Consider the following 19,412-nt stretch of genomic DNA (forward strand, 5'->3'; position numbering starts at 1 on the left):
ACTTGGCGGCCAGGGTGCATATGCTCGCGCGCGAAGGCCAAACACGAACGCCCTGAATCGGGGGGCGGATCGCCCGAGGGATGCGCAGGCCTGTCGGCACTATTTCAAATCCTCCTTATTCTGCACCAGATATTGCATCAATCTGGGTAAATTGATCGAAATGCGCGAAAGGATGCTCCTTATGATGCCGTCGGCTCCAAGTGATGAGAGGGAGGAAGAGGTGTTTTTGCTGACGAAGCCATCACCTCAGGACTCCAGAGACATCCCCACAGGTTCGCTGAACTGACCTGCGGGAGGTGCTTAAAAAGAGACGCACTCAGTATGGCTGCTCCAACCAGCCCGGAGCAGACCCGGAAGAAAGAAGGCTCAGAATGCTCTATGATCAGTATGTCGAGGAACTGTCCAAACTTCCCATGACAAAGGAACTTTCTTTCTCCGAGTCGGAGTATCGGCTCAGAGTGGAGAAAGTTAGACATATTATGGATGCGAGGGGACTTGATGTCCTTCTTATAACATTTACTCCAAACTTGAGCTACCTAAGCGGATACCAAAGTTTCGGTTCGGGTTGGTATAAATGTATGGTGCTTCCTCGGGAAGGTGAGCCTGTACTGCACATGCACCAGTTGGAGATTGGTCCGGCTGTTCTTACGAGCTGGGTGGGAGACGTCCGCGGCGTCCCTTGGTCCGATGAAAGAGGCGCAGCAAATGGCCTGGCGGATATCTTGAAAGAACGAAAGCTCGAGAACAAGCGTATCGGCGTGGAGATCAAGAAACCAGGACTTGGTGTCGATCTTTACGAGGGTCTGAAGCGCGCTTTACCTAATGCATCGCTCCTTGATGCTTCAGATGTGGTTGGGCAGCCACGGATGATTAAGTCTGAAGCAGAGATAGATTACTTGCGTAGCTCTGCCAACATCACGATGAAAGCGCTCGACGCTGCTTTGCCAATGATCCGAGCTGGAGTGACTGATAACCAAATCGCTGCGGTAATTTATCATTCCCTCATAAACGAGGGAAGTGAATACTTTAGCACCCAACCTATTGTGTCAGCCGGGCAGCGCAATTGGTTTTTGCACACCACATTCAAGCGAACTCCAATTCAAGTTGGAGATACAGTTGAGCTGGAGTTCGGAGCGGCCTATCAACGATATACCAGTGCTATCTGTCACACAGTGGCCGTCGGCAAGCCATCTCCACTAGTCGAGGCGCGGTCCAAAGCAATCAATGAGACATTGGATTTACTATTTCAAGCGGTCAAGCCAGGCCGCAACGGACACGATATAGCGCGCGAAATCGGTGTCGGAATGAATGACGTCAGTCCTGCACCAAGCGCTACACGAATGTACGGATATTCGATTGGGTTGGGATTCCCTCCCACTTGGGGCGAAGAGCTATACTTTATCCGCGAGGGAATCGATTTGGAATTAAAGCCGGGCATGACGTTTCATACTGTTCTTGCAATCGACAAGCCCGGCACTCCAGGAGTGGGCTTCAGTGAGACATGGGTCGTAACTGAGTCGGGCTACGAGATCCTTACCGCACACGACCGCGAACTGACCGTGGTCGACGCTTAGCAGGCTATGACAAAGCCAGGCACCGGACTTGATTTAAGGACAAGTTTCACCCTCTGCACGACAACGGCGGAGGGTGTGATGACAGGGATAGACGAGACCGGGGCCGGTCGCAGTGCCGCCATATGGATATGGAGACGCGAATCGACCTAGATGTGGAGCCTCAACAGGTTGTCCTCGGTTAGGCCGAGGCGGCTGATTGGTGTTTTGGACTTTAGGCTGCCGTGAGGTCGATGCCAATTGTATCGGTGCAGCCAGACGGGAAGTTCTCCGGCACGATGATCGGAGGTCGGGTAGGCAATGGCGTAGGCCCATTCCCTGAGTGCAGTCTGAATGAAGCGCTCTGCCTTACCGTTGGTCTTGGGCGTATAAGGCTTTTGTGCGGATATGTTTGAGGCCAAGCTCGCGGCAGGTCCTGGCGAAGGCTTTCGACTTGTAGCACGAGCCGTTGTCGGTAAGCACGGTGTGGATCTTGTAGGGCCCGGCCGCGATCAACCGCAGCAGAAAGGGTTCTTCCGCATATTTGGTGCAGGTTGCGGGATTCACGGACGGTGCGAATAAGTTCTAGAGCCGGAATCGCAATCGACGCCGTGATTTGCCCGTGCTCCATGCCTTCCGCTCGCTGATTTCGCCCGAGCTTTCGATTGTCCAAATTCTGCCGTAGGCTGACAGGGTTGTACTTGTTGCCCGGCCGAAGGCGATGGACTCGTGCTGTCCATGTTGCGGCTGCCGAACCCGCCGCGTCCACAGTCACTACATGCGCCGGTTGAGCGATCTGCCGTGGCAGGGGCGGGTTGTCGAAATCCGGCTCCACGTACGACGGTTTCGATGCGCGAATTCACAATGCATGCGACGGATCTTCACCGAGAGGCTTCCTGAGACGGTTCAACCGAAAGCTTGGCGCACGGTTCGGCTCGGCGAAAGCCAGCTGGCGATCGGGTTCGCGGCGGGTGGTGAGCCGGGCTCACGCCTGTCGGACAGACTCGCCATGCCGGTAAGCGGCGACACACTGTTGCGGATGGTCCGCGCGGCCGGGTTCGAGCCGCCGCAAGCGCCGCGTGTGGTCGGCATCGATGACTGGGCCTGGCGCAAGGGGCAGCGCTACGGAACGATCATCTGCGATCTGGAGCGCAACCGCGTGTTGGATCTATTGCCCGGATCGAAATGCCGATACGGTCGCGTCGTGGCTGGAACGCTATCCTGGCATCGAGATCATCGCTCGCGATCGTGCGGGCGTTTATGCTGAGGGCGCCCGTCGCGGTGCGCCCGATGCAACGCAGGTCGCCGACCGCTGGCATCTCCTCCAGAACCTGGGCGAAGCGTTGCGACTGGCCGTCGGTCGCCATCGCAAGGCGGTCAGCTCCGCCGGAAAGGCCATGGTGTCCGAGATGGCGGGAAACGCCGAAGCCGAGCCGGAACCACAGGCAGAAACTTCCCCGAAACTTGATTGCTTGCGTCGGTCGCGGCGCAACCAGCGCCGTGAGCTCTATGCCGAGATCCTTGACCTGCGGGACTCCGGCCTGTCGCCGCGCGAGATTGCCCCCCGGATTGGCATGAACGTCAGAACTGTCGAACGCTGGCTTGCAGCGGGCGGTGAGCCTGAGCACCGGCGGCCGCCGGCGCGCTCCGTCCTCATGGATCCTTTTCGAGACTACCTCGAGAAGCGCTGGGAGGAAGGCCAGCACAACGGGCTGCAGCTGTGGACCGAAATCAAGCACCGCGGCTTTGCAGGCAGCAGGGCGACCGTCTACAGGTGGACCGCCGCCCGCAAGGAGCGGCCACCGACCGCTCCACCAAATTCGCGATGGCGGCCGCCATCGCGTCGGAACTGTGCATGGCTGCTGAGCGAACACCCGACATCTCTCGGATGAGCAGACCGAGCGGTTCCTCCACCATCTCCATGAAAATGCGCCGGAGCTTTCGATCGCGGGCGAACTCGCCCGCCGTTTTGCTGCAGTGATACGCGGCGACGATGATGCCGGTCTCGAGCAATGGATCGCCGATGCCACGGGTAGTGAGCTGGCCTCCCTTGCAGCAGGCATCGGCCGTGACATTGAGGCTGTCCGGGCGGCAATCACCCAGCCCTGGAGCACAAGCCCGGTCGAAGGCCAGATCAACCGCCTCAAGACGATCAAGCGACAGATGTACGGGCGCGCCGCCTATCCACTCCTCCGGAGCCGACTGCTGGCAGCCGCTTGACCCAACCGGACAAAGGGACATCCGAAAAAGTAGTCCCTGCACCAAATATGCGGAAGAACCCCAGATTGATGGTGTGGAACACGGCCCCGCTACCGACAGCATCTAAGTGCCAAAACGTGGTCGTTGCGAGCAACGCCACAAGGAAGGGAGCCGTTCCGTGAAGCAGGTTAGCACCATCGGCCTGGATTTGGCCAAGAACGTTTTTCAAATTCATGGCGCCGATGCCGAAGGCGCACCGATTTTCAATCGCAAACTGCGTCGAGCCGAGCTGCTGGGCTTTTTCGAAAAGCTTCCGCCGTGTCTAGTTGGTTTGGAGGCGTGCGGCGGTTCGCATTATTGGGCGCGTGAGATCGCGGCGCTCGGTCACGACGTGCGTTTGATCCCGCCGATTTATGTGAAGCCCTTCGTAAAACGGGGCAAGACGGACGCCGCCGACGCCGAAGCGATCAGCGAAGCCGTCACCCGCAAGACCATGCGTTTCGTTCCGATCAAATCGGCTGATCAACAAGCAGCGGCCATGGTGCTGAGGACGCGCGCCCTTTTGATCCGCCAGCAAACTCAGGCGATCAACGCGCTTCGCGGGCATTTGTGTTGATGGCTTTTCAAAAGCGCGTTTAAACGACGACAAGCGTTTGGTGCTTGTGGACGGAACAAAAAGGCGGCCTTTGCAGGCCGCCGAGTGTCGAGGATGTGTGCTTTAGAACGAGGACGGGGCTTTTTCGATATCGCTGTGATCGGTCGGTGTTCGTTGCTGCTCCTGGATAAGTTCCTGGAGTTGGACGCCGTAGTGAGACCAGATGCTATCGGCGAGATCGTTGAGGAGCTCGAAGACAGTGAGCGCCTGTTGGGGTGTCCATTCGGGATTGATGAGGAAGTGGATACCACGACTGAGGCCGGACGGTTGAGGATCTGGTTTCATGCCGCGGGCACCTTTTCGCCGGAGGAGCGGCTGGTGCGTTTTTCGCGCTGTGCCTTTGATCGCTCGGCCGCTTCCTTGAAGCGGTAGGAATCGCCTTCGATGGAGATCACCTCGGATCGGTGCATGAGGCGGTCGACGAGGCTGACGACACAGGCGGCATTGGGAAAGACCTCCGACCAATCAGCGAAGGGTCTGTTGGTGGTGATGATGGTTGAGCGTTTTTCGTAGCGCCGGCTGATGAGCTCGAACAGCAGGTCCGCATGACGGTTCGAGTAGGACAGATACCCGACCTGGTCGATCGCAAGAACGTCGGCGGCGGCGTAGTGGTGAAGGCGTCGGCGCAAGGCTGCGTCGCTGTCGAGGGCGGCGAGTTCGCCGAGCATCTCGCTGGCGGTTCGGAAGAGGACGGTGTGACCGCAGATGAGCGCCTGGTGAGCGACATTGCGAGCAAGTGTCGATTTCCCGACGCCGTTGGGGCCGATAAAGACGATGTTGGCGGCATCGTTCATGAAGGACAGGGTCATCAAATCCTCGACGGCGGCGCGGTCGATGCGGCGAGGCCAGTGCCAGTCATAATCGGACAGTTGCTTGAAGTGGCCGAGCCTGGCGGCACGCGTGCGTCGCCGCATCGAACGGTCGGAGCGCTCCTCTTCTTCCCATTGAAGGACGGCGGCCAGCCAGTCCGCGCCAGCGATTTCGTCCCAATGGGTGATCAGGCCATTGAGGCGCAACGCCTTGGCCCGGTTGAGCAGGATGTCGGGATTATTCATCATCTTTGCCTCCAAGGGTCAGTTGGTCGTAGCTGTCGAGGCGATGCGGCCGTACCGTCGTATCCTTGCGCCGCACGTGTTCGGGCAGGCTCGTTTCGACCGGCGGCGGAGCACCACGGGCGACCCGGCGGCGTTCCAGTACGTCGAACCGACCTCGAATGGGAGGCGCCGGCATGCAAAGCTTCCTCGACGGCGGCCTGCAGTTCCTGCGCGGTACAGGTCAAGCAGTTTCAGCATCGCGTTTGTGATCGCACCGATATTGGAGCCACGCTCGGCGGCCCGGATCATCAGGGTCTGGCAGGCCGGCACGGCGCGCGTCAGGCTGTTGAGGCCGCGATGCTGGCGCGCCTCGCGCTTGATTGCGACGAGTGCCTTGAGGTGCTGAGGGTCCTCGATCTGCTGGTCGCGATCATAGCTGCGACGGTGACTGGCGATCATCTTTGCGCCGTCGAAGACACGGACGAGGCCGAGATCGGCGCGCACGCTGAGCGTGCGCCGGACATGAGCATGCGGTACCGAGTAATCGTTGAGGTCGAAGCGCACATAGGGCGTTTTGCCAACCTTGGCGGCGACCTGCTCCTCGACGGGGTATGGGTTGGCGGGCAGCGGCAGAAGCAGTGGCTGCTCTTGCGCAAACGCCTGGCGGACCGTCATCGTCCGGTCCTCGGGGCATGGCCGGTCGGCTGCCTGGTTGCGGCACCACTGTTCGGCCTGGGCGTTCAGATCGTCGAGATCGGTGAACTTGCGGGCGATGAAGAATGCTTCCCTTATATGCCGTATGGCGCGCTCGACGCGGCCTTTTTCGTTGCCCCGGGCAACCGCGACAGGACGTGGCTCGAACCGATAGAAGCCGGCGAAGGCAAGCAGCGTCGGATGGAAGCGGATCGCATCGCCCTGGCGCTCGAGCACCGCACTCTTGAGATTGTCGTAGAGCAGGACCCTGGGCAGCCCGCACCATGTGTTGAACGCGCCGACGTGACCGCGCAGGAAGTTTTCCATGCGCGCGTCGAGGAAGAAGCGCAGGTAGATGTCGCGTGAGTAGGAAAGCACCATCACGAACGCCATCAGCGGCCGGCGGGCGTTGCCGATCTCGATGTGCCCGAAGTGGGCCCAGTCGACCTGTCCCTGCTCGCCCGGCAATGTGCGCAGCCGCAGGAACGCCTCGGCCGGCTTGCGTGGACGGTGCAGGGCGACCAGGTGCCGAAAGTGCGTCGGCAAGCCCCGGTAGCCGCGCTCGCGCACCATCGCATAAAGGCGGCTGGCGGTCAGCGAGGGGAACTTTTCCAGCGTCTGCTCAATGAATGGAAGATACGGGTCAATGATTGAGGCTCTCTGCAGCGGCTTGTGCCGGGGCAATCCCGCCTGGGCCAGAACGCGATGCACCGTCGTGTGATGGACATGCAATTGCCTGGCGATGGTGCCGCAGCGCCACTTCTCGGCGTGATACAGGCGCAGGATCTGCGCTTCCAGTTCGGGGCTGATGGTCATGATGCGGGCTCTCCGTCTGCGTAGTCAGCTTCACGGGCATAACGAGGCCCCCGGCGACGCACGAAGCCGGTGCGAACGAACGGCGACAGTCGACAGTCGCAGCGCCGACAGCACGGCGTGGGCATGACCGATGTCGTCGCCCGCCCGGCGACGTCAGCAAAAGCAGCGACGACATCGTTCGAGGGACTGACCAGTAGTGAACCGGCAGGAGATGCAGGTGGAGAATGATGCGTCACTTTATTGTGCCGAGCCCGATATCGTCGGGCCCGGACCGCATGAGCTAGGCGTCCACGGCGGCTGCGCTGATAACGTCGCCCCGCCTCGCGCACACTCTCGCGGCGGGCAGCACGGGCGCAGTCCTGGCCGCAGTAGCGCTGTCCCCGGTCGCAGCTGCGGCAGATCGTTACCTGCGAACGGCAGCGGCCGCACAGAAAGACGCGGCCCGTGAGCATCCGCGACGATCCTTTCGGAGCGCCGCAGGGAGTTCGGGGAAAAGGTCGACGGAATGCGCTGACAATGCGATAATGCAGTCGCGCACCGTCAGTGGAGCGTGACACCGAGCCCGGACTTGCCAGTTGAGATCGGTGTTACGCCGGATTGTTTCTGCGGCGCTGATTACCCGCAGATCTACCACAGGCAGGCGCATGGCGGGGTACATCGAAAGCCGCCTCAGGGCGGCTGGAGACGTGCCCCGCGTCTATCGCCTTCAACCTCCCATGATCAGCACCGCGCCGCAAAGGCGGCCGCCCGCTACAGCGCTAGTTGAAGAGCGCGCGGTCGGCCGCCTTTGCTCTTCCAGCGCTTCAGCTCTTGTCGTCGTCTATCAGCGGGTTTCGACCGTCTTCGACACATTGTCGGAGTTGGGCGTTATTGCCGCCCTCGGCACGGCTAAAGTGGCTGCGTTGATCGAGATCGTCCGGGACGAGGAGGACGTTTGCCTGCCAAAAGCCGCTCGACTGGCTTTGGCTGAGATCGCCTATCAGATCGAGGCGCTGACGCGTCAAATCGACAAACTCAAACGAGGGATCGTCGGCGAAGCGAAGCGCGATGAGGACATGCGACGGCTGACCACAATTCCGGGCGTCGGAGCGATCACGGCGGCTTCCGTCAAAGCGCTGGTCCCGGATCCCGGCGGGTTCAAATCCGGCCGTCACTTCGCCGCCTGGCTGGGACTGACGCCAAAGCCTCATTCGAGCGGCGGCAAGGAGCGGCTCGGCGGCATATCGAAAATGGGCAACCCGACGCTCCGCTCGCTGCTCGTTTGTGGCGCGACGTCTGTCTTGCAGCGTGTTAAGGGAAACGACAAAGCGCTGCGATGGCTAGTCACCCTTTTGGCACGGCGGCCTTTCAAGGTCGTCGCGGTCGCGCTCGCCAACAAGATGGCGAGGATTATCTGGGCGCTGCTCACCAAGGGCGGGACATATCGAAATACTGGTGCGGCAAGCGGCGCAGCACGCGCCTGAGCCGAACGACGACCAGGACGGACTGGCCGGCGCGACGCCGGACAGAGGCGAGGTGCACAATTAGACGATGACCCACGGGACGAAATCCCGAGGCGAGAGAGGCTGGGTGAAATGTCTGAAAAAGCGCTTGCCCGCGTGGCCGTTCCACATATGCCGCGCTATATGAATGCGTACCGCCGTCGAGGCGGCAACCTCGAACTGGGCCGCGACGGCGCGCCGAGACTTGCCTCCTGAAATCCCCTTCACAATCCGCAACCGCAAATCCGATGAAACAGCTCTTCCCATGGCGCCACCTCCAGCCAACGGTGAATCACTGTTCGATCAAAAAAAAGAAACCTCGATTCAAACTTCCCGCCCGATGCTCTAGCGGAATCTGCAAAGGTTAGGTTGGGCCACCATTGCGAACGCATCCGAGGGGTTTTCAGATCCGGCGCCTGATGCGGGTGGCGTTGGTTAGAGAAGATCCAGTCGCTGCATGCTTGATGCTAATGGCTTGCATGCCAGATGTTGTGAAAGCGCTGGCGGTCGATGAACGGGGCGTTAGGAAGAAGATCGCTTCCTCAGAGTCTCTGATCGAACGTGAAGAGTACGCATTCAGCCTATCTGATGAGCGATGGTCACCCGCTTCGGAGTTTCAGCCGGAACGCCGATCTCCATGCCCGAAACACGATCGGGTTCTCCGCGTGACATTTGGTCCTTTCGCCACCTGCGCGGCACTCAGCCGATCGTGGGAAGCTCGCGTGGCGCTCTGGGAGTGAGGAGTTCTGCACCGTCATGTGTTATCAGAACAGTTTCTTCGTGAAGCACGATCTTCCCTGGTTCATATTCGAGACCCGGTTCGATGCAGAGAACCATCCCCGGCGCCAGCAAAGTTCGGTCGCCGAGCCGGATGGATGGCGGTTCGGTCACCCGAAGTCCTAGACCGTGCCCCATCCTTCCATTGCTGTTCAGATCGTTAGTGCGAGACGACAGGACGGTTGCCATAGCCGCAAAAACAGATTCTGCTGGGACACCTGGTCTTGCTGCGGCAAGGCCAGCTTCATTTGCCCTCCAGACCTGCTCGTGCGCGCGCTTTAGCGCGTCGCTCACATCTCCAACACGGTAGTTGCGATCGTAGTCGCAAAAGTACCCATCGAACGTCGTTCCGGTATCGATGAAAAGGAGATCTCCGTTCGCGATCGGACGATCGCGCGGCCCGCCAGTTATCTCAAACGGACCTCCCAAGTCGGACCGGACGATGACCGCAGGGATCGCTCCCGCACCCCCAGAATTCAGACGACCACGAAATTCTCGCTGAACGGTCCGTTCGCTATCACCTATGCGGATAAAGTTAGGGACATCGTCAAAAGTGACTGCAGCGATGTCGATTGCTTTTTGGATCCTCGCAACCTCGCCCGAACTCTTAATCATACGCAAAAGCCAAATGAGGTGAGATCCGTCTACGATCTCGACACCCTGCAATTTGCTTCGTATATCCAGGAACTGCGCCACCGGCATTCCGATACGCAACTCCATGCCAAGTTCGGCACCAATCCTTCCGTGCCGGCGAGGAAGCGCGGAGATTGCTTCCACGAGAAGCGAAGTGCCCTCGTCTTCAGGGCGAGGCGACGGCCAGGATCTGATGTTTTTGACCCATGTCGTTTCCATAATCGCGCGACCAATCTCCGGAATGATCGCGATCGGATCGCCCTCAGCTGGAACGAGCACAAACCAGGGCCGCGTGTAACTTTCCCAGAAAGTAGAGTCGATCCCGGCTGTATATCGTATGTTATCCATTGAAGAGAGGAGAATGCCGTCGAGTTTGTGCTCTCCCATCAATGCTTGGGCACGTATAAGCCGCGATTCGTACTCGCTTCTATTGAAGCCCTTATAATATCGGTCAGTGGTCATCTTATCCGTCGGAGCATCGCTGGTGCATCTTCGCGCCTGTGTGGTGATGATGGGCCAAAACTTGTCAACCGGGCCACCGTGAGCCAGGCTTAAGAAAAGTGCTCTGACACATTTCTTCGATCGCGAGTCCTGCCCGCAGCACTACGGCGTCGTCGCCGCGTGCGCCGATCACCTGGATACCGATGGGAAGATGTTCCCTCGAAAACCCAACAGGGATCGAGCAGGCCGGCTGTTGGCTGAGGTTGATTGGAAAGCTGAATGATGCCCATTCGATCCAGCTTTCAAAATCGCTGTCGGCGGGCACCTCGCGACCTGCTTCGAAGGGCAGGACTGCCACTGTGGGCGATAGAACTACGTCAAACGTCGAAAGCAAGCTGTCCATTTCAGCTCCAAACTGAGCGCGTCGCACCTCCGCCCATATTCGATCTACAGCGCTGTATCGCCGTCCAACATCCGCAGCCTTCACAAGTCCGGGGTCCACGGATTCCAGCACCGATTCAGGAAATCCGGACAGACGGTTCGCCGCACCGACGTACCAATGCCGGTAGAATACCTCCAGAAGGTCATCGGCAAAAGGCAAGGTCACTTCCTGTACCTCTGCGCCGGCCGCTATCAGGTTTTGAACCACACCGTCGACCGTGCCGGCTACCTCGGCGCTTAGTTTTCCGGTCACTGGCGCCTTCCAGTATCCGACGCGCCGTCCCGCCCATGGTATTGGTTCAGACCTCAATTGCGAAAATTCGAAGCAAGGCTGCGTCCAGTCACGCAAATCGCGACCCGTCATGGCATCGAGCATGTTGATGCAATCCCGGACCGATCGCGTCATCGGTCCTATGTGCGCGACAGTTCCAAATGCGCTGGGTGGATAGGCAGCAACTCGACCGAAACTCGGCTTGTGCCCAACGATCCCTGTAAAGGATGCAGGAACCCGGATTGAGCCGCCACCGTCGGTGCCCAAGTGCAGCGCTCCGACTCCTGTAGCAGCCGCGACAGCCGCACCCCCGGACGAGCCGCCCGGTGTGAGGTTGGTGTTCCACGGGTTTTTTGTGACGCCGAAAGCCGGGCTATCAGTTACCGCTTTCCATCCGAATTCAGGCATCGTGGTTTGGGCGATGAAAACCGCACCTGCTTTTCGAAGTCCGGCTACGGCCGGGGCGTCCTGACTGAAAGGTGCCGTCTCTGTGGTGGTGCTGCCATAACGGACTGACCAGTTTTCTACATGGACAATGTCTTTGAGTGTCGTTGGAACGCCATCGATAGGTGACTGTGGCTCACCAGCCCGCCAACGCACTTCAGATGCTTTCGCGGCACTGAGAGCTCTGTCGGCATCTAGGAACGTAAAGCCGTTCAGCCTCTTCTGAACGTCGCTGGCGCGCTCAAGGCAAGCGTGTGTGACCTCAACTGGAGAAACATCGCCGCTACCGTACAACTGCGCAAGCATTCCTGCGTCGAACTGACATAGTTCTGGAATGTCATTTTCATAGGATGAAGAATTACCCATAGCAAGTCCTATCTGGCGCCTATTGATAAAGGAAATTGCCGTCTGCTGACCTTCAAAGCGAATGCCAGGCGCAGCAGAGCATTCCTTGAAGTCGGACCTTGCATGAATATTCGATCAGTAGGCTTCTTTGACTGCCCGCAAAAACTGCTGCGTCCGCTCTTTAATGGGGTTGAGGAACAGTTCTGAGGGTTTTCCCTGCTCCTCGATCTTGCCACGGTAGAAGAAACAAACTCGATCCGATATGTCGCGTGCGAAGCCCATCTGATGCGTCACTAGTAGCATTGTCAGGTTGTGCTCCGCGACGAGCTTGCGGATCACATGTGTAACCTCACCGATCACTTCGGGATCGAGAGCAGAGGTGACCTCATCAAACAGCATGACTTTCGGCCTCATCGCCAGGGCGCGAGCAATGGCAACGCGTTGCTGCTGACCACCTGAAAGCCGCGAAGGATGCTGGTCCTTTTTCTCAAGCATGCCGACCATTTCAAGCAGTTCGACGCAGCGATCCCGAGCTTCGGCTTTCGGCAACTTCAAGACTTGGACTGGGCCCTCTATGCAGTTTTCCAGAGCCGTCATGTGAGGGAACAAATTGAAGTGCTGAAAACACATCCCAATGTCGGATCGTCTAGCTCGAACGTGCTTTTGATCTGCCGGCACAAGCCTCCCATTTCTTTCCATGTGCGTCAGAGGTTCGCCGTCGACATAGATGCATCCACTGTTGATGGGATCGAGCGTCATAAGTACCCGCAAAACCGTGGTCTTGCCCGAACCCGAAGGCCCGATAATGGTCACCGTCTCGCCCCTTGCGATGTCAAGATTCAGATTGTCCAACACAACGAGCGAACCATAAGATTTGGTGACGTTGCGGAAACTGACGATTGGCTTCTGATCGCCGGAAAGTTTCAACGGCAGTTGTGACATGTCCTGCATCTTTAAATTCCTTGTCTGCGCCGGACATAGCTATCGACTAGCTTTACCAATCCTGCTGATGGAAGAGAGATCACGAGGAATATCAGGCCAACCAGAGTGAACGGCTCAAGAAACCGGTAACTCTCACCGCCAATGGAATTGGCAGCGTGCGTCAGCTCAGCAACACCTATGACTGACAGCATAGGGGTGTCTTTGAATATTCCGATCAGATAGTTTCCCATTCCTGGAATGCAGAGTGGAAATGCTTGGGGCAGTATTATCCGAAAATAAGTTTGCTTCGCTGACATATTCAGCGCGGTTGCGGCTTCAAATTGTCCACGTGCAACCGCGTCGATCCCGCCGCGATAAACTTCAGACAGATAGCAAGCGTAGTGCACACCAATAGCAAACATACCGGCCGCCCACGGACTCACACGGATTCCGAACTGGGGTCCGACGTAGAAAACGAAAAAAACTTGGACTAGAAGTGGTGTGGAGCGAATGAAGTCGATTATCTCCCTCGCAACAACTGTGATTACTTGAGACCTCGTCCGCAGCATAAAGGTGAATACGAGCCCAAGTGCCATCGCTATCAGATAGCCCAACAGCGCAGCAATCACAGTGTTTCCAGTTGCCGAAAGAAGCCTAGGTAGGATTTGCCAGGTAAATTCCCAATCCCAGTTGAACATGATCAGGCGCCCCCCAGCTTTCGACGCATTCCCATCTCTAGAACGCGCATCGCGGGTGTAAGGAGAAACCTTGCCAAGACATAATATATGATCAGCGCTGCACCGAAGGCTTGGGCGGAAAGATAAGTGACGCCGTTAATCTGCCTGACTTCAAACATGAGATCGCCGACGGATATCAACGCAACGAGCGCCGTCGCCTTCAGAAGCTCGATCTGAAGGTTTCCCCATGCGGGTAGCGCGATCAGAAAGGCCTGAGGAAGGATGATGCGACGAATTCGCGTTGAGGTCGTCATGTTCAGGGCGATCGCTGCCTCCGTCTGACCTTTCGGAACAGCTAGAATCGCACCTCTGACTAACTCGGCGCCATACGCTCCGATGTTCAAACCAATTGCCAGACAGCCAGCCGTGAATTTCTCTATCGTCAGACCGAATAAAGGTAGGACGAAAAAAATCCAGTAGAGCTGTACTAAGAGTGAGGTCCCTCTGAAGAGCTCCACGTAGATATTGGCAACCCAGCGCAAAGGCGCGATCTGGGCCATTTTGGAAAGCCCAGCAGAAATCGCCAACGCGATGCTCAGCATGCTAGAACAGGCAAACACCAAAACGGTGATATAGGCACCCGAGAACAGCTGGGGTGAATATTGGATGAAAAAATCCAGGAGACTCATATTCCCACCTCTAGCGGCTATGCGGGCCTCTCTGGGCCCGCATAGCCTTCATGTCAGCGGTTGGAACATGCCCACTCAGTTGTTGTGGGGCCTGGCAGGTTCACCTCGGTCAGTCCGTATGGCTTAACCGCCTCGATCATTTCAGGCGTCCCGATGTATTTCTTCAAAGCCTCGTTGAACCGCGCCAGGAAATCGGCGTCTTCCGATCGGAAGCCAAGGCCGATCCAGTTCTGCGTCCACTCGGGGAGGTCATTTGGATTGGTCGCCTCTAGCTCTCCCTTCGATTCATCCGCAACGCCCTTAACCTCGAAGTAGGTCATGCCCCCAGCGTCCGCGCGTCCTGATTTGACTGCAGCAACGACTTCCGTTCCGCTTGGAACCTGTGTGATCTGTTCGTCCGCAACGCCTTCCTTCTTTGCAGCCTCGATCAGGCTGGCACCCGAGTAGGTTACAAAAGTGGCATTCTTGTTCAAGATATCTTTGTAGTTGTGGATACCCTTTGGATTCCCCTTCGGCACCAGAAACGCGTCGCCAGTTTTGGCGATCGGTTCTGAGAAGGTCACGTTCTTACAACGGCTGCCCAGTATGTACATACCGCCGGTGATTATGTCGTACCGGCCAGCCTGCAGACCAGGGATCATGCCACTCCACTCGGTGGGGACAGGGTCGATTTTTGTGATCCCCATGCTTTTCAGGACGTCAAGCGCGATTGTATTCACGAAACCCTTCGGCTGACCTTTGTCATCGAGAAACGCGTAGATCGGACCGTTGGTGAACCCGATTCTGATCGGCTCTCCTGCCTTAACCCGGTCCTCTAGCGGACCCGCATGCGCTGCAAATGAACCTGCCAGACCGGCAATTCCTGCCACCAGTAAGGCGGCCCCTATCTTAGTTACCATCGGAGTTCCCTTTTCTTTTCTAGCGAGCCGCAGCCCGTAATAGCCGCTGACCCAACCCGGAGATGGTACTGCATGCCGAATAGAGCATTTCGGTCAAAAATCATAGTCGGATGAAACATCCGAACCAGGTACGTGCATTTTCTGACTACCCTCAGCGCATACTCGCCGTGCCCAGTGTCGCTCCGACAACGTTCACCCAGTACGCGATGCCGTAAGGGATAGCAGCGTCGCTGAAGTCGTAATTTGGGTTGTGGAGTGCAGCGGTCTTTCCGTTGCCAAGGAAAATCATAGCGCCTGGCCGCGCATCGAGCATATATGCGAAGTCTTCGGCGCCCATGGCCGGCCTAACACGGCGGTTGACGCTTTCCGTTTGGCTGGCTGCCTCCGCGGCCCGCGCTGCAACATCGGTCGCTTTCACGTCGTTGACTGTGACTGGTACTGAAGGGCGGTAGCGATAGGTAATGTCGCCACCGAAAGCCTGCGCTATCTTTCTCGCGACAATCTCAATCTGTTGCTCAGCAAAAACGCGGAGGTGGGGAGCAAGAGATCGGACCGTACCCGCGAGTTCTACCTTGTCAGCGATAACGTTGTACGCGTTCGAAGCGGATAGCTTCGTCACCGAGATGACAAGCGAATCCGTAGGATCGGTGTAGCGTGAAACCAAAGACTGCAGCCCCGTTATGGTGTGAGCAGCTATTACAACGGGATCGACGGCAAGGTGCGGGTTCGCAGCGTGACCACCGCGGCCTTGAATCGTGATGTCAAAGTCATCCTGCGAGGCCATTAGCGGCCCGCTGCAAATGGCATATTTTCCGACATCTAGACCTGGCCAATTGTGGAGACCAAATACCTGCGAGATCTGCAAGCGATCCAGGAACCCATCCTGGATCATTTTGAAGCCACCGGACGGGAATTCTACCTCTTCCGCCGGCTGGAAGATCAGTGCCACACGCCCTCTGAAGTCTCGCGCCTCTGAAAGGTACTTCGCCGCGCCAAGCAGCATAGCCATATGCCCATCATGGCCGCAGGCATGCATCTTACCGACGGCACGTGACGCCCATGGAAGCTTTGTCGTTTCCTGAATAGGCAATGCATCCATATCGGCCCGGAGGGCGATTGTGCTGCCCTCACCCAGGCCTCCCTCTATCAGGGCGATCACGCCGCTTCCGCCAATGCCGGTTTCGATGTGGTCTATGCCAAACGACTCCAGTTTATCGCATACGAACCGAGCAGTATCCTGAACATCGAAATCCAGTTCGGGATGGCTGTGAATATGCCGACGCCAAGCCGTGACTTCAGCTTCCAGATGCAAGAAATCTTCCGCTTTTCTCATGTCGGCTCCTAAGGCCACGATACCGAAAGGCATGCAGCAACGTTCACCTTTTGTCGCTTCAAAAAGGAAACGGTTTCGAAATCTCGTGAGCAAAGTGATCGCCTACGTGAAATGCTTGCGTCACTGAGGGGTGAGATATGCCCTTACATCGTTCGAGCCGGCAGCGCATATTCCGGGAGCGATATCGAGTGCTTCGCCTAACGTTGGACACCAAATATGCTGGACGATCTTGATCGGCGCATCCTCGCTACCCTCCAGAAAAACAATCGGTTGTCGTTTTCGGAGCTCGCTGATCTAGTCGGATCATCGGCAGCCTCGTGTATGCGCCGCGTCAACAAACTGCGGGCTGACGGCGTTATCACCGCGGATATCTCATTGGTCGACCCCAAAGCGCTGGGAAAGACGTTGACGGTTGTTGTCAACGTTGAGCTCGATCGAGAGCGACTCGACCTGGTTGATGATTTCAAACGGGCAATGCGCGCTGCGAAGGAAGTAACCCAGTGCTACATGGTAACCGGTGATGCTGATTTTGTTCTGATTGTCGCCGTCGAGGATGTCGAGGCTTTCGATGTCTTTGTTAAAACCAAACTCTATACCAATCCCAACGTGCGGAAGTTCAAAAGTATGATCGCACTAGATCGGGTCAAATTTGAGCCACGCGTCTTGACTTAGCCGCCGTATGCAAAAGGCTATCCGATCAAAATCCGAACCTTTTTGAAGCGTTCATTGCGATCAGCCGACCGGTTTGATCGAAATTCTCGCGTTGGGATCTGCAAAATAGCTTCACGGCTGTGCGAACCACCGCCATCTGTCGGCAGGCCAACAGCCCACGTCAGCGACTTCCATCGCGTTCTGTCTCGACTCCGTACCCGGCGGTCTCAAAAGCAGAGCGCCCATACTGCGGCCATTTGAGGATCTCAGGAAATGACATCTGCCGAAGCTCAACCTGTCACGATGTTTCCATCCATCGACGAGCGCCATCAGGATACAAGGCGCTATCCGCATGGCGTCGCTTTCATGGACGGCCAATACCTTCCGATGTCAGAAGCAAAAATCTCCGTACTGGATTGGGGGTTCCTTCATTCCGACGCGACCTACGATACCGTGCACGTGTGGGATGGACGCTTCTTCAGGCTCGATAAGCATTTGGAACGATTCCATCGCGGAATGGCGAAACTTCGAATGAAGATTCCCTATACTCATGCTGAGATCGAGAGCATCCTTTCTACATGCGTGGCGCTGTCCGGACATCAGTCTGCTTATGTCGAGATGATTTGTACACGAGGGGGCTCGCCAACGTTCAGCCGAGACCCGCGTCAGGCGGAAAATAGGTTCATTGCATTCGCTGTTCCATATGGCTCGGTCGCCAATAAGGCGCAGATGCAGCGCGGGCTTCACGTCGCGATCAGCGATACTGTTCGTATTCCCCCAGCGTCGGTTGATCCGGGCATAAAGAATTATCATTGGCTGGATTTGGTCAAAGGACTGTTTGATGCGTACGATTCCGGCGCAGAAACTGCACTTATCGTTGATACTAACGGCAACATCGCAGAAGGGCCAGGCTTCAACGTTTTCGCGGTCAAAGGCCAGAAATTGAAGACGCCTGCTCATGGAGTTCTCGCGGGTATCACACGACAAAGCGTGTTCGATCTTTGTGGTGAGTTGGGTATCGATGTTATCGCCGGCGACATCGATCGGGAAGAACTCAAGGGTTCTGACGAGGTTTTCATCACCTCGACGGCTGGCGGTATAATGCCGGTGACGAAGATTGACGACCGTTTGGTTGGAGACGGTAGTGTCGGACCGATAACCAAGCGAATTACCGATCTGTACTGGAAAAAGCACAGCGACCCTATGTGGTCTACACCAATTCAATACAAATAGGACCGACGCCACTCCCCTCTGTTACAAATAGGATAAACTTGAACCCGACTTTCATATCTCATCTCGAAAAAGAAATCCGCGGTCTGAAGTCGGCTGGGCTTTACAAGCCCGAAAGGGTGATTACCTCGATGCAGTCGGCAGAGATCGAGGTGGCGAGCGGCGCAAAGGTTTTGAATTTCTGCGCTAACAATTATCTTGGTTTGGCGGACAACGAGGAACTGAGGGCCTCCGCGAAGGTGGCCCTCGACCGCTACGGATACGGAATGGCCTCGGTACGCTTCATCTGTGGAACGCAGGAGGAGCACAAGCAGCTTGAGGCGCGCATCTCCTCGTTTCTGGGACTGGAGGACACGATCCTGTATTCCTCCTGCTTCGATGCCAATGGCGGTCTGTTCGAAACGCTGCTCGGCGAAGAGGACGCGATCATCTCGGATGCGCTGAATCACGCCTCGATCATTGACGGCGTGCGACTCTCCAAGGCCAAGCGCTTCCGCTACGCCAACAACGACATGGCAGCCCTTGAGGAGGAACTAAGGAAGGCGGAGGGTAGTCGCTTCAAACTGATTGCGACCGACGGGGTGTTCTCCATGGACGGCATCATCGCCAACCTGGGCGGTATCTGCGATCTCGCCGAGAAGTACGGGGCTATGGTCATGGTCGACGACAGCCACGCAGTCGGGTTTGTCGGCAGGCACGGACGCGGCTCGGCCGACCATTGCGGGGTCGAGGGAAGGGTTGACATCATTACCGGCACGCTTGGCAAGGCGCTGGGCGGCGCATCCGGTGGTTATACGTCGGCGAAGCGCGAGGTGGTCGACTGGTTGCGCCAGCGGTCGCGGCCCTACTTGTTCTCAAACACGCTAATGCCGGCGATCGCAGGCGCGTCGCTGAAGGTGTTCGAGCTGATCGACCAAGGCGACGCTTTGCGCGAAAAGCTCTACGCCAACGCCGATCGCTTCCGTTCGAAGATGACCAAGGCTGGCTTCACCCTAGCCGGCGCCGATCATCCGATCATCCCGGTTATGTTGGGCGACGCGTCGCTTGCTCAGGCGATGGCGGAGAAGATGCTGGCACGTGGCATCTACGTGATAGGCTTCTCGTTTCCGGTCGTTCCGAAAGCCCAAGCGCGTATCAGAACGCAGATGTCGGCTGCCCATTCCACCGCTGACATCGACCGGTGCGTCGAGGCTTTCGCCGACGTGGCAGCCGAGCTAGGGATGACGCCCTAA

Annotated in this window: 18 protein-coding genes and 4 pseudogenes; 11 read left to right on the forward strand and 11 right to left on the reverse strand. The window is 57.4% G+C overall.

Going from position 1 to position 19,412, the window contains the following annotated elements; translation table 11 throughout:
* The first annotated feature begins 371 nt into the window (after nucleotides 1–371).
* The gene (locus NKJ67_RS29575; RefSeq protein ID WP_352584774.1) at nucleotides 372–1,574 is read left to right on the forward strand and encodes a M24 family metallopeptidase; all 1,203 of its coding nucleotides are present in this window, start codon (nucleotides 372–374) and stop codon (nucleotides 1,572–1,574) included.
* Nucleotides 1,575–1,720: 146 nt separating this feature from the next.
* Here NKJ67_RS29575 and NKJ67_RS29580 read toward each other — a convergent pair.
* A pseudogene (locus NKJ67_RS29580) lies at nucleotides 1,721–2,033 on the reverse strand (integrase core domain-containing protein); the annotation flags it as partial.
* Between the two features lie 238 nt (nucleotides 2,034–2,271).
* Here NKJ67_RS29580 and NKJ67_RS29585 point away from each other — a divergent pair.
* From NKJ67_RS29585 to NKJ67_RS29610, 5 genes and pseudogenes are all read left to right on the forward strand, one after another.
* Nucleotides 2,272–2,397, forward strand: a pseudogene (locus NKJ67_RS29585) (transposase family protein); the annotation flags it as partial.
* Nucleotides 2,398–2,418: 21 nt separating this feature from the next.
* Nucleotides 2,419–2,817 carry a hypothetical protein gene (locus NKJ67_RS29590; RefSeq protein ID WP_352584830.1) on the forward strand — a complete coding sequence of 133 codons (399 nt, stop codon included), beginning with the start codon at nucleotides 2,419–2,421 and terminating at the stop codon, nucleotides 2,815–2,817.
* The gene (locus NKJ67_RS29600) at nucleotides 2,759–3,442 is read left to right on the forward strand and encodes a helix-turn-helix domain-containing protein (RefSeq protein ID WP_502905247.1); all 684 of its coding nucleotides are present in this window, start codon (nucleotides 2,759–2,761) and stop codon (nucleotides 3,440–3,442) included. The genes NKJ67_RS29590 and NKJ67_RS29600 overlap by 59 nt, the downstream gene beginning before the upstream one ends.
* A 37-nt stretch (nucleotides 3,443–3,479) precedes the next feature.
* Nucleotides 3,480–3,770: pseudogene (locus NKJ67_RS29605) on the forward strand (transposase); the annotation flags it as partial.
* Between the two features lie 157 nt (nucleotides 3,771–3,927).
* Nucleotides 3,928–4,359: pseudogene (locus NKJ67_RS29610) on the forward strand (IS110 family RNA-guided transposase); the annotation flags it as partial.
* Nucleotides 4,360–4,467: 108 nt separating this feature from the next.
* Here NKJ67_RS29610 and NKJ67_RS29615 read toward each other — a convergent pair.
* The 3 genes from NKJ67_RS29615 to istA are packed head-to-tail and all read right to left on the reverse strand — an operon-like array spanning nucleotide 4,468 to nucleotide 6,947.
* Complete coding sequence (locus NKJ67_RS29615; protein ID WP_352584775.1) at nucleotides 4,468–4,689, reverse strand: hypothetical protein; 222 nt, start codon at nucleotides 4,687–4,689, stop codon at nucleotides 4,468–4,470.
* Nucleotides 4,686–5,462, reverse strand: coding sequence for an IS21-like element helper ATPase IstB (gene istB / locus NKJ67_RS29620; RefSeq protein ID WP_352584776.1), 777 nt, complete (start codon nucleotides 5,460–5,462; stop codon nucleotides 4,686–4,688). Before istB ends, NKJ67_RS29615 begins: the two co-directional genes overlap by 4 nt.
* Before the next feature lie 15 nt (nucleotides 5,463–5,477).
* Nucleotides 5,478–6,947 carry an IS21 family transposase gene (istA, locus tag NKJ67_RS29625; protein WP_352584778.1) on the reverse strand — a complete coding sequence of 490 codons (1,470 nt, stop codon included), beginning with the start codon at nucleotides 6,945–6,947 and terminating at the stop codon, nucleotides 5,478–5,480.
* A 644-nt stretch (nucleotides 6,948–7,591) separates the two neighbouring features.
* On the opposite strand from istA, the gene NKJ67_RS29630 reads away from it, so the two are divergent.
* Both NKJ67_RS29630 and NKJ67_RS29635 read left to right on the forward strand, forming a co-directional pair.
* On the forward strand, nucleotides 7,592–8,410 hold the full coding sequence (locus NKJ67_RS29630; RefSeq protein WP_352584780.1) for an IS110 family RNA-guided transposase: 819 nt from the start codon (nucleotides 7,592–7,594) through the stop codon (nucleotides 8,408–8,410).
* A 166-nt stretch (nucleotides 8,411–8,576) separates the two neighbouring features.
* On the forward strand, nucleotides 8,577–8,777 hold the full coding sequence (locus tag NKJ67_RS29635) for a hypothetical protein (protein WP_352584782.1): 201 nt from the start codon (nucleotides 8,577–8,579) through the stop codon (nucleotides 8,775–8,777).
* A gap of 350 nt (nucleotides 8,778–9,127) precedes the next feature.
* Here NKJ67_RS29635 and NKJ67_RS29640 read toward each other — a convergent pair whose 3' ends face one another.
* The 7 genes from NKJ67_RS29640 to NKJ67_RS29670 all read right to left on the reverse strand — a co-directional run bounded on the left by NKJ67_RS29640 (nucleotide 9,128) and on the right by NKJ67_RS29670 (nucleotide 16,299).
* On the reverse strand, nucleotides 9,128–10,300 hold the full coding sequence (locus NKJ67_RS29640) for a M24 family metallopeptidase (protein WP_352584784.1): 1,173 nt from the start codon (nucleotides 10,298–10,300) through the stop codon (nucleotides 9,128–9,130).
* 64 nt (nucleotides 10,301–10,364) lie between these two features.
* Nucleotides 10,365–11,801, reverse strand: coding sequence for an amidase (locus NKJ67_RS29645; protein ID WP_352584786.1), 1,437 nt, complete (start codon nucleotides 11,799–11,801; stop codon nucleotides 10,365–10,367).
* A gap of 114 nt (nucleotides 11,802–11,915) precedes the next feature.
* Complete coding sequence (gene ehuA, locus NKJ67_RS29650; RefSeq protein ID WP_352584788.1) at nucleotides 11,916–12,731, reverse strand: ectoine/hydroxyectoine ABC transporter ATP-binding protein EhuA; 816 nt, start codon at nucleotides 12,729–12,731, stop codon at nucleotides 11,916–11,918.
* 2 nt (nucleotides 12,732–12,733) lie between these two features.
* On the reverse strand, nucleotides 12,734–13,399 hold the full coding sequence (gene ehuD, locus NKJ67_RS29655) for an ectoine/hydroxyectoine ABC transporter permease subunit EhuD (protein WP_352584790.1): 666 nt from the start codon (nucleotides 13,397–13,399) through the stop codon (nucleotides 12,734–12,736).
* A gap of 2 nt (nucleotides 13,400–13,401) precedes the next feature.
* Nucleotides 13,402–14,067: an ectoine/hydroxyectoine ABC transporter permease subunit EhuC gene (ehuC, locus tag NKJ67_RS29660; RefSeq protein WP_352584792.1), complete on the reverse strand. Its 666-nt coding sequence runs from the start codon at nucleotides 14,065–14,067 to the stop codon at nucleotides 13,402–13,404.
* Between the two features lie 53 nt (nucleotides 14,068–14,120).
* Entirely contained in the window at nucleotides 14,121–14,966 is an 846-nt protein-coding gene (gene ehuB / locus NKJ67_RS29665; RefSeq protein ID WP_352584794.1) for an ectoine/hydroxyectoine ABC transporter substrate-binding protein EhuB, read from the reverse strand.
* Between the two features lie 151 nt (nucleotides 14,967–15,117).
* A complete protein-coding gene (locus tag NKJ67_RS29670) occupies nucleotides 15,118–16,299 on the reverse strand; it encodes an amidohydrolase (protein ID WP_352584796.1) in 1,182 nt (393 codons plus the stop codon).
* Nucleotides 16,300–16,515: 216 nt separating this feature from the next.
* On the opposite strand from NKJ67_RS29670, the gene NKJ67_RS29675 reads away from it, so the two are divergent.
* The 3 genes from NKJ67_RS29675 (at nucleotide 16,516) to NKJ67_RS29685 (ending at nucleotide 19,412) form a co-directional block, all read left to right on the forward strand.
* The gene (locus NKJ67_RS29675) at nucleotides 16,516–16,971 is read left to right on the forward strand and encodes an Lrp/AsnC family transcriptional regulator (RefSeq protein ID WP_352584798.1); all 456 of its coding nucleotides are present in this window, start codon (nucleotides 16,516–16,518) and stop codon (nucleotides 16,969–16,971) included.
* 252 nt (nucleotides 16,972–17,223) lie between these two features.
* Nucleotides 17,224–18,183: an aminotransferase class IV gene (locus tag NKJ67_RS29680; protein ID WP_352584800.1), complete on the forward strand. Its 960-nt coding sequence runs from the start codon at nucleotides 17,224–17,226 to the stop codon at nucleotides 18,181–18,183.
* A 38-nt stretch (nucleotides 18,184–18,221) separates the two neighbouring features.
* Nucleotides 18,222–19,412, forward strand: a complete 1,191-nt coding sequence (locus tag NKJ67_RS29685) for a glycine C-acetyltransferase (RefSeq protein ID WP_352584826.1) — start codon at nucleotides 18,222–18,224, stop codon at nucleotides 19,410–19,412.

The organism is Mesorhizobium sp. M0088, from assembly GCF_040322895.1.
In the GTDB taxonomy this organism is placed as follows: domain Bacteria; phylum Pseudomonadota; class Alphaproteobacteria; order Rhizobiales; family Rhizobiaceae; genus Mesorhizobium.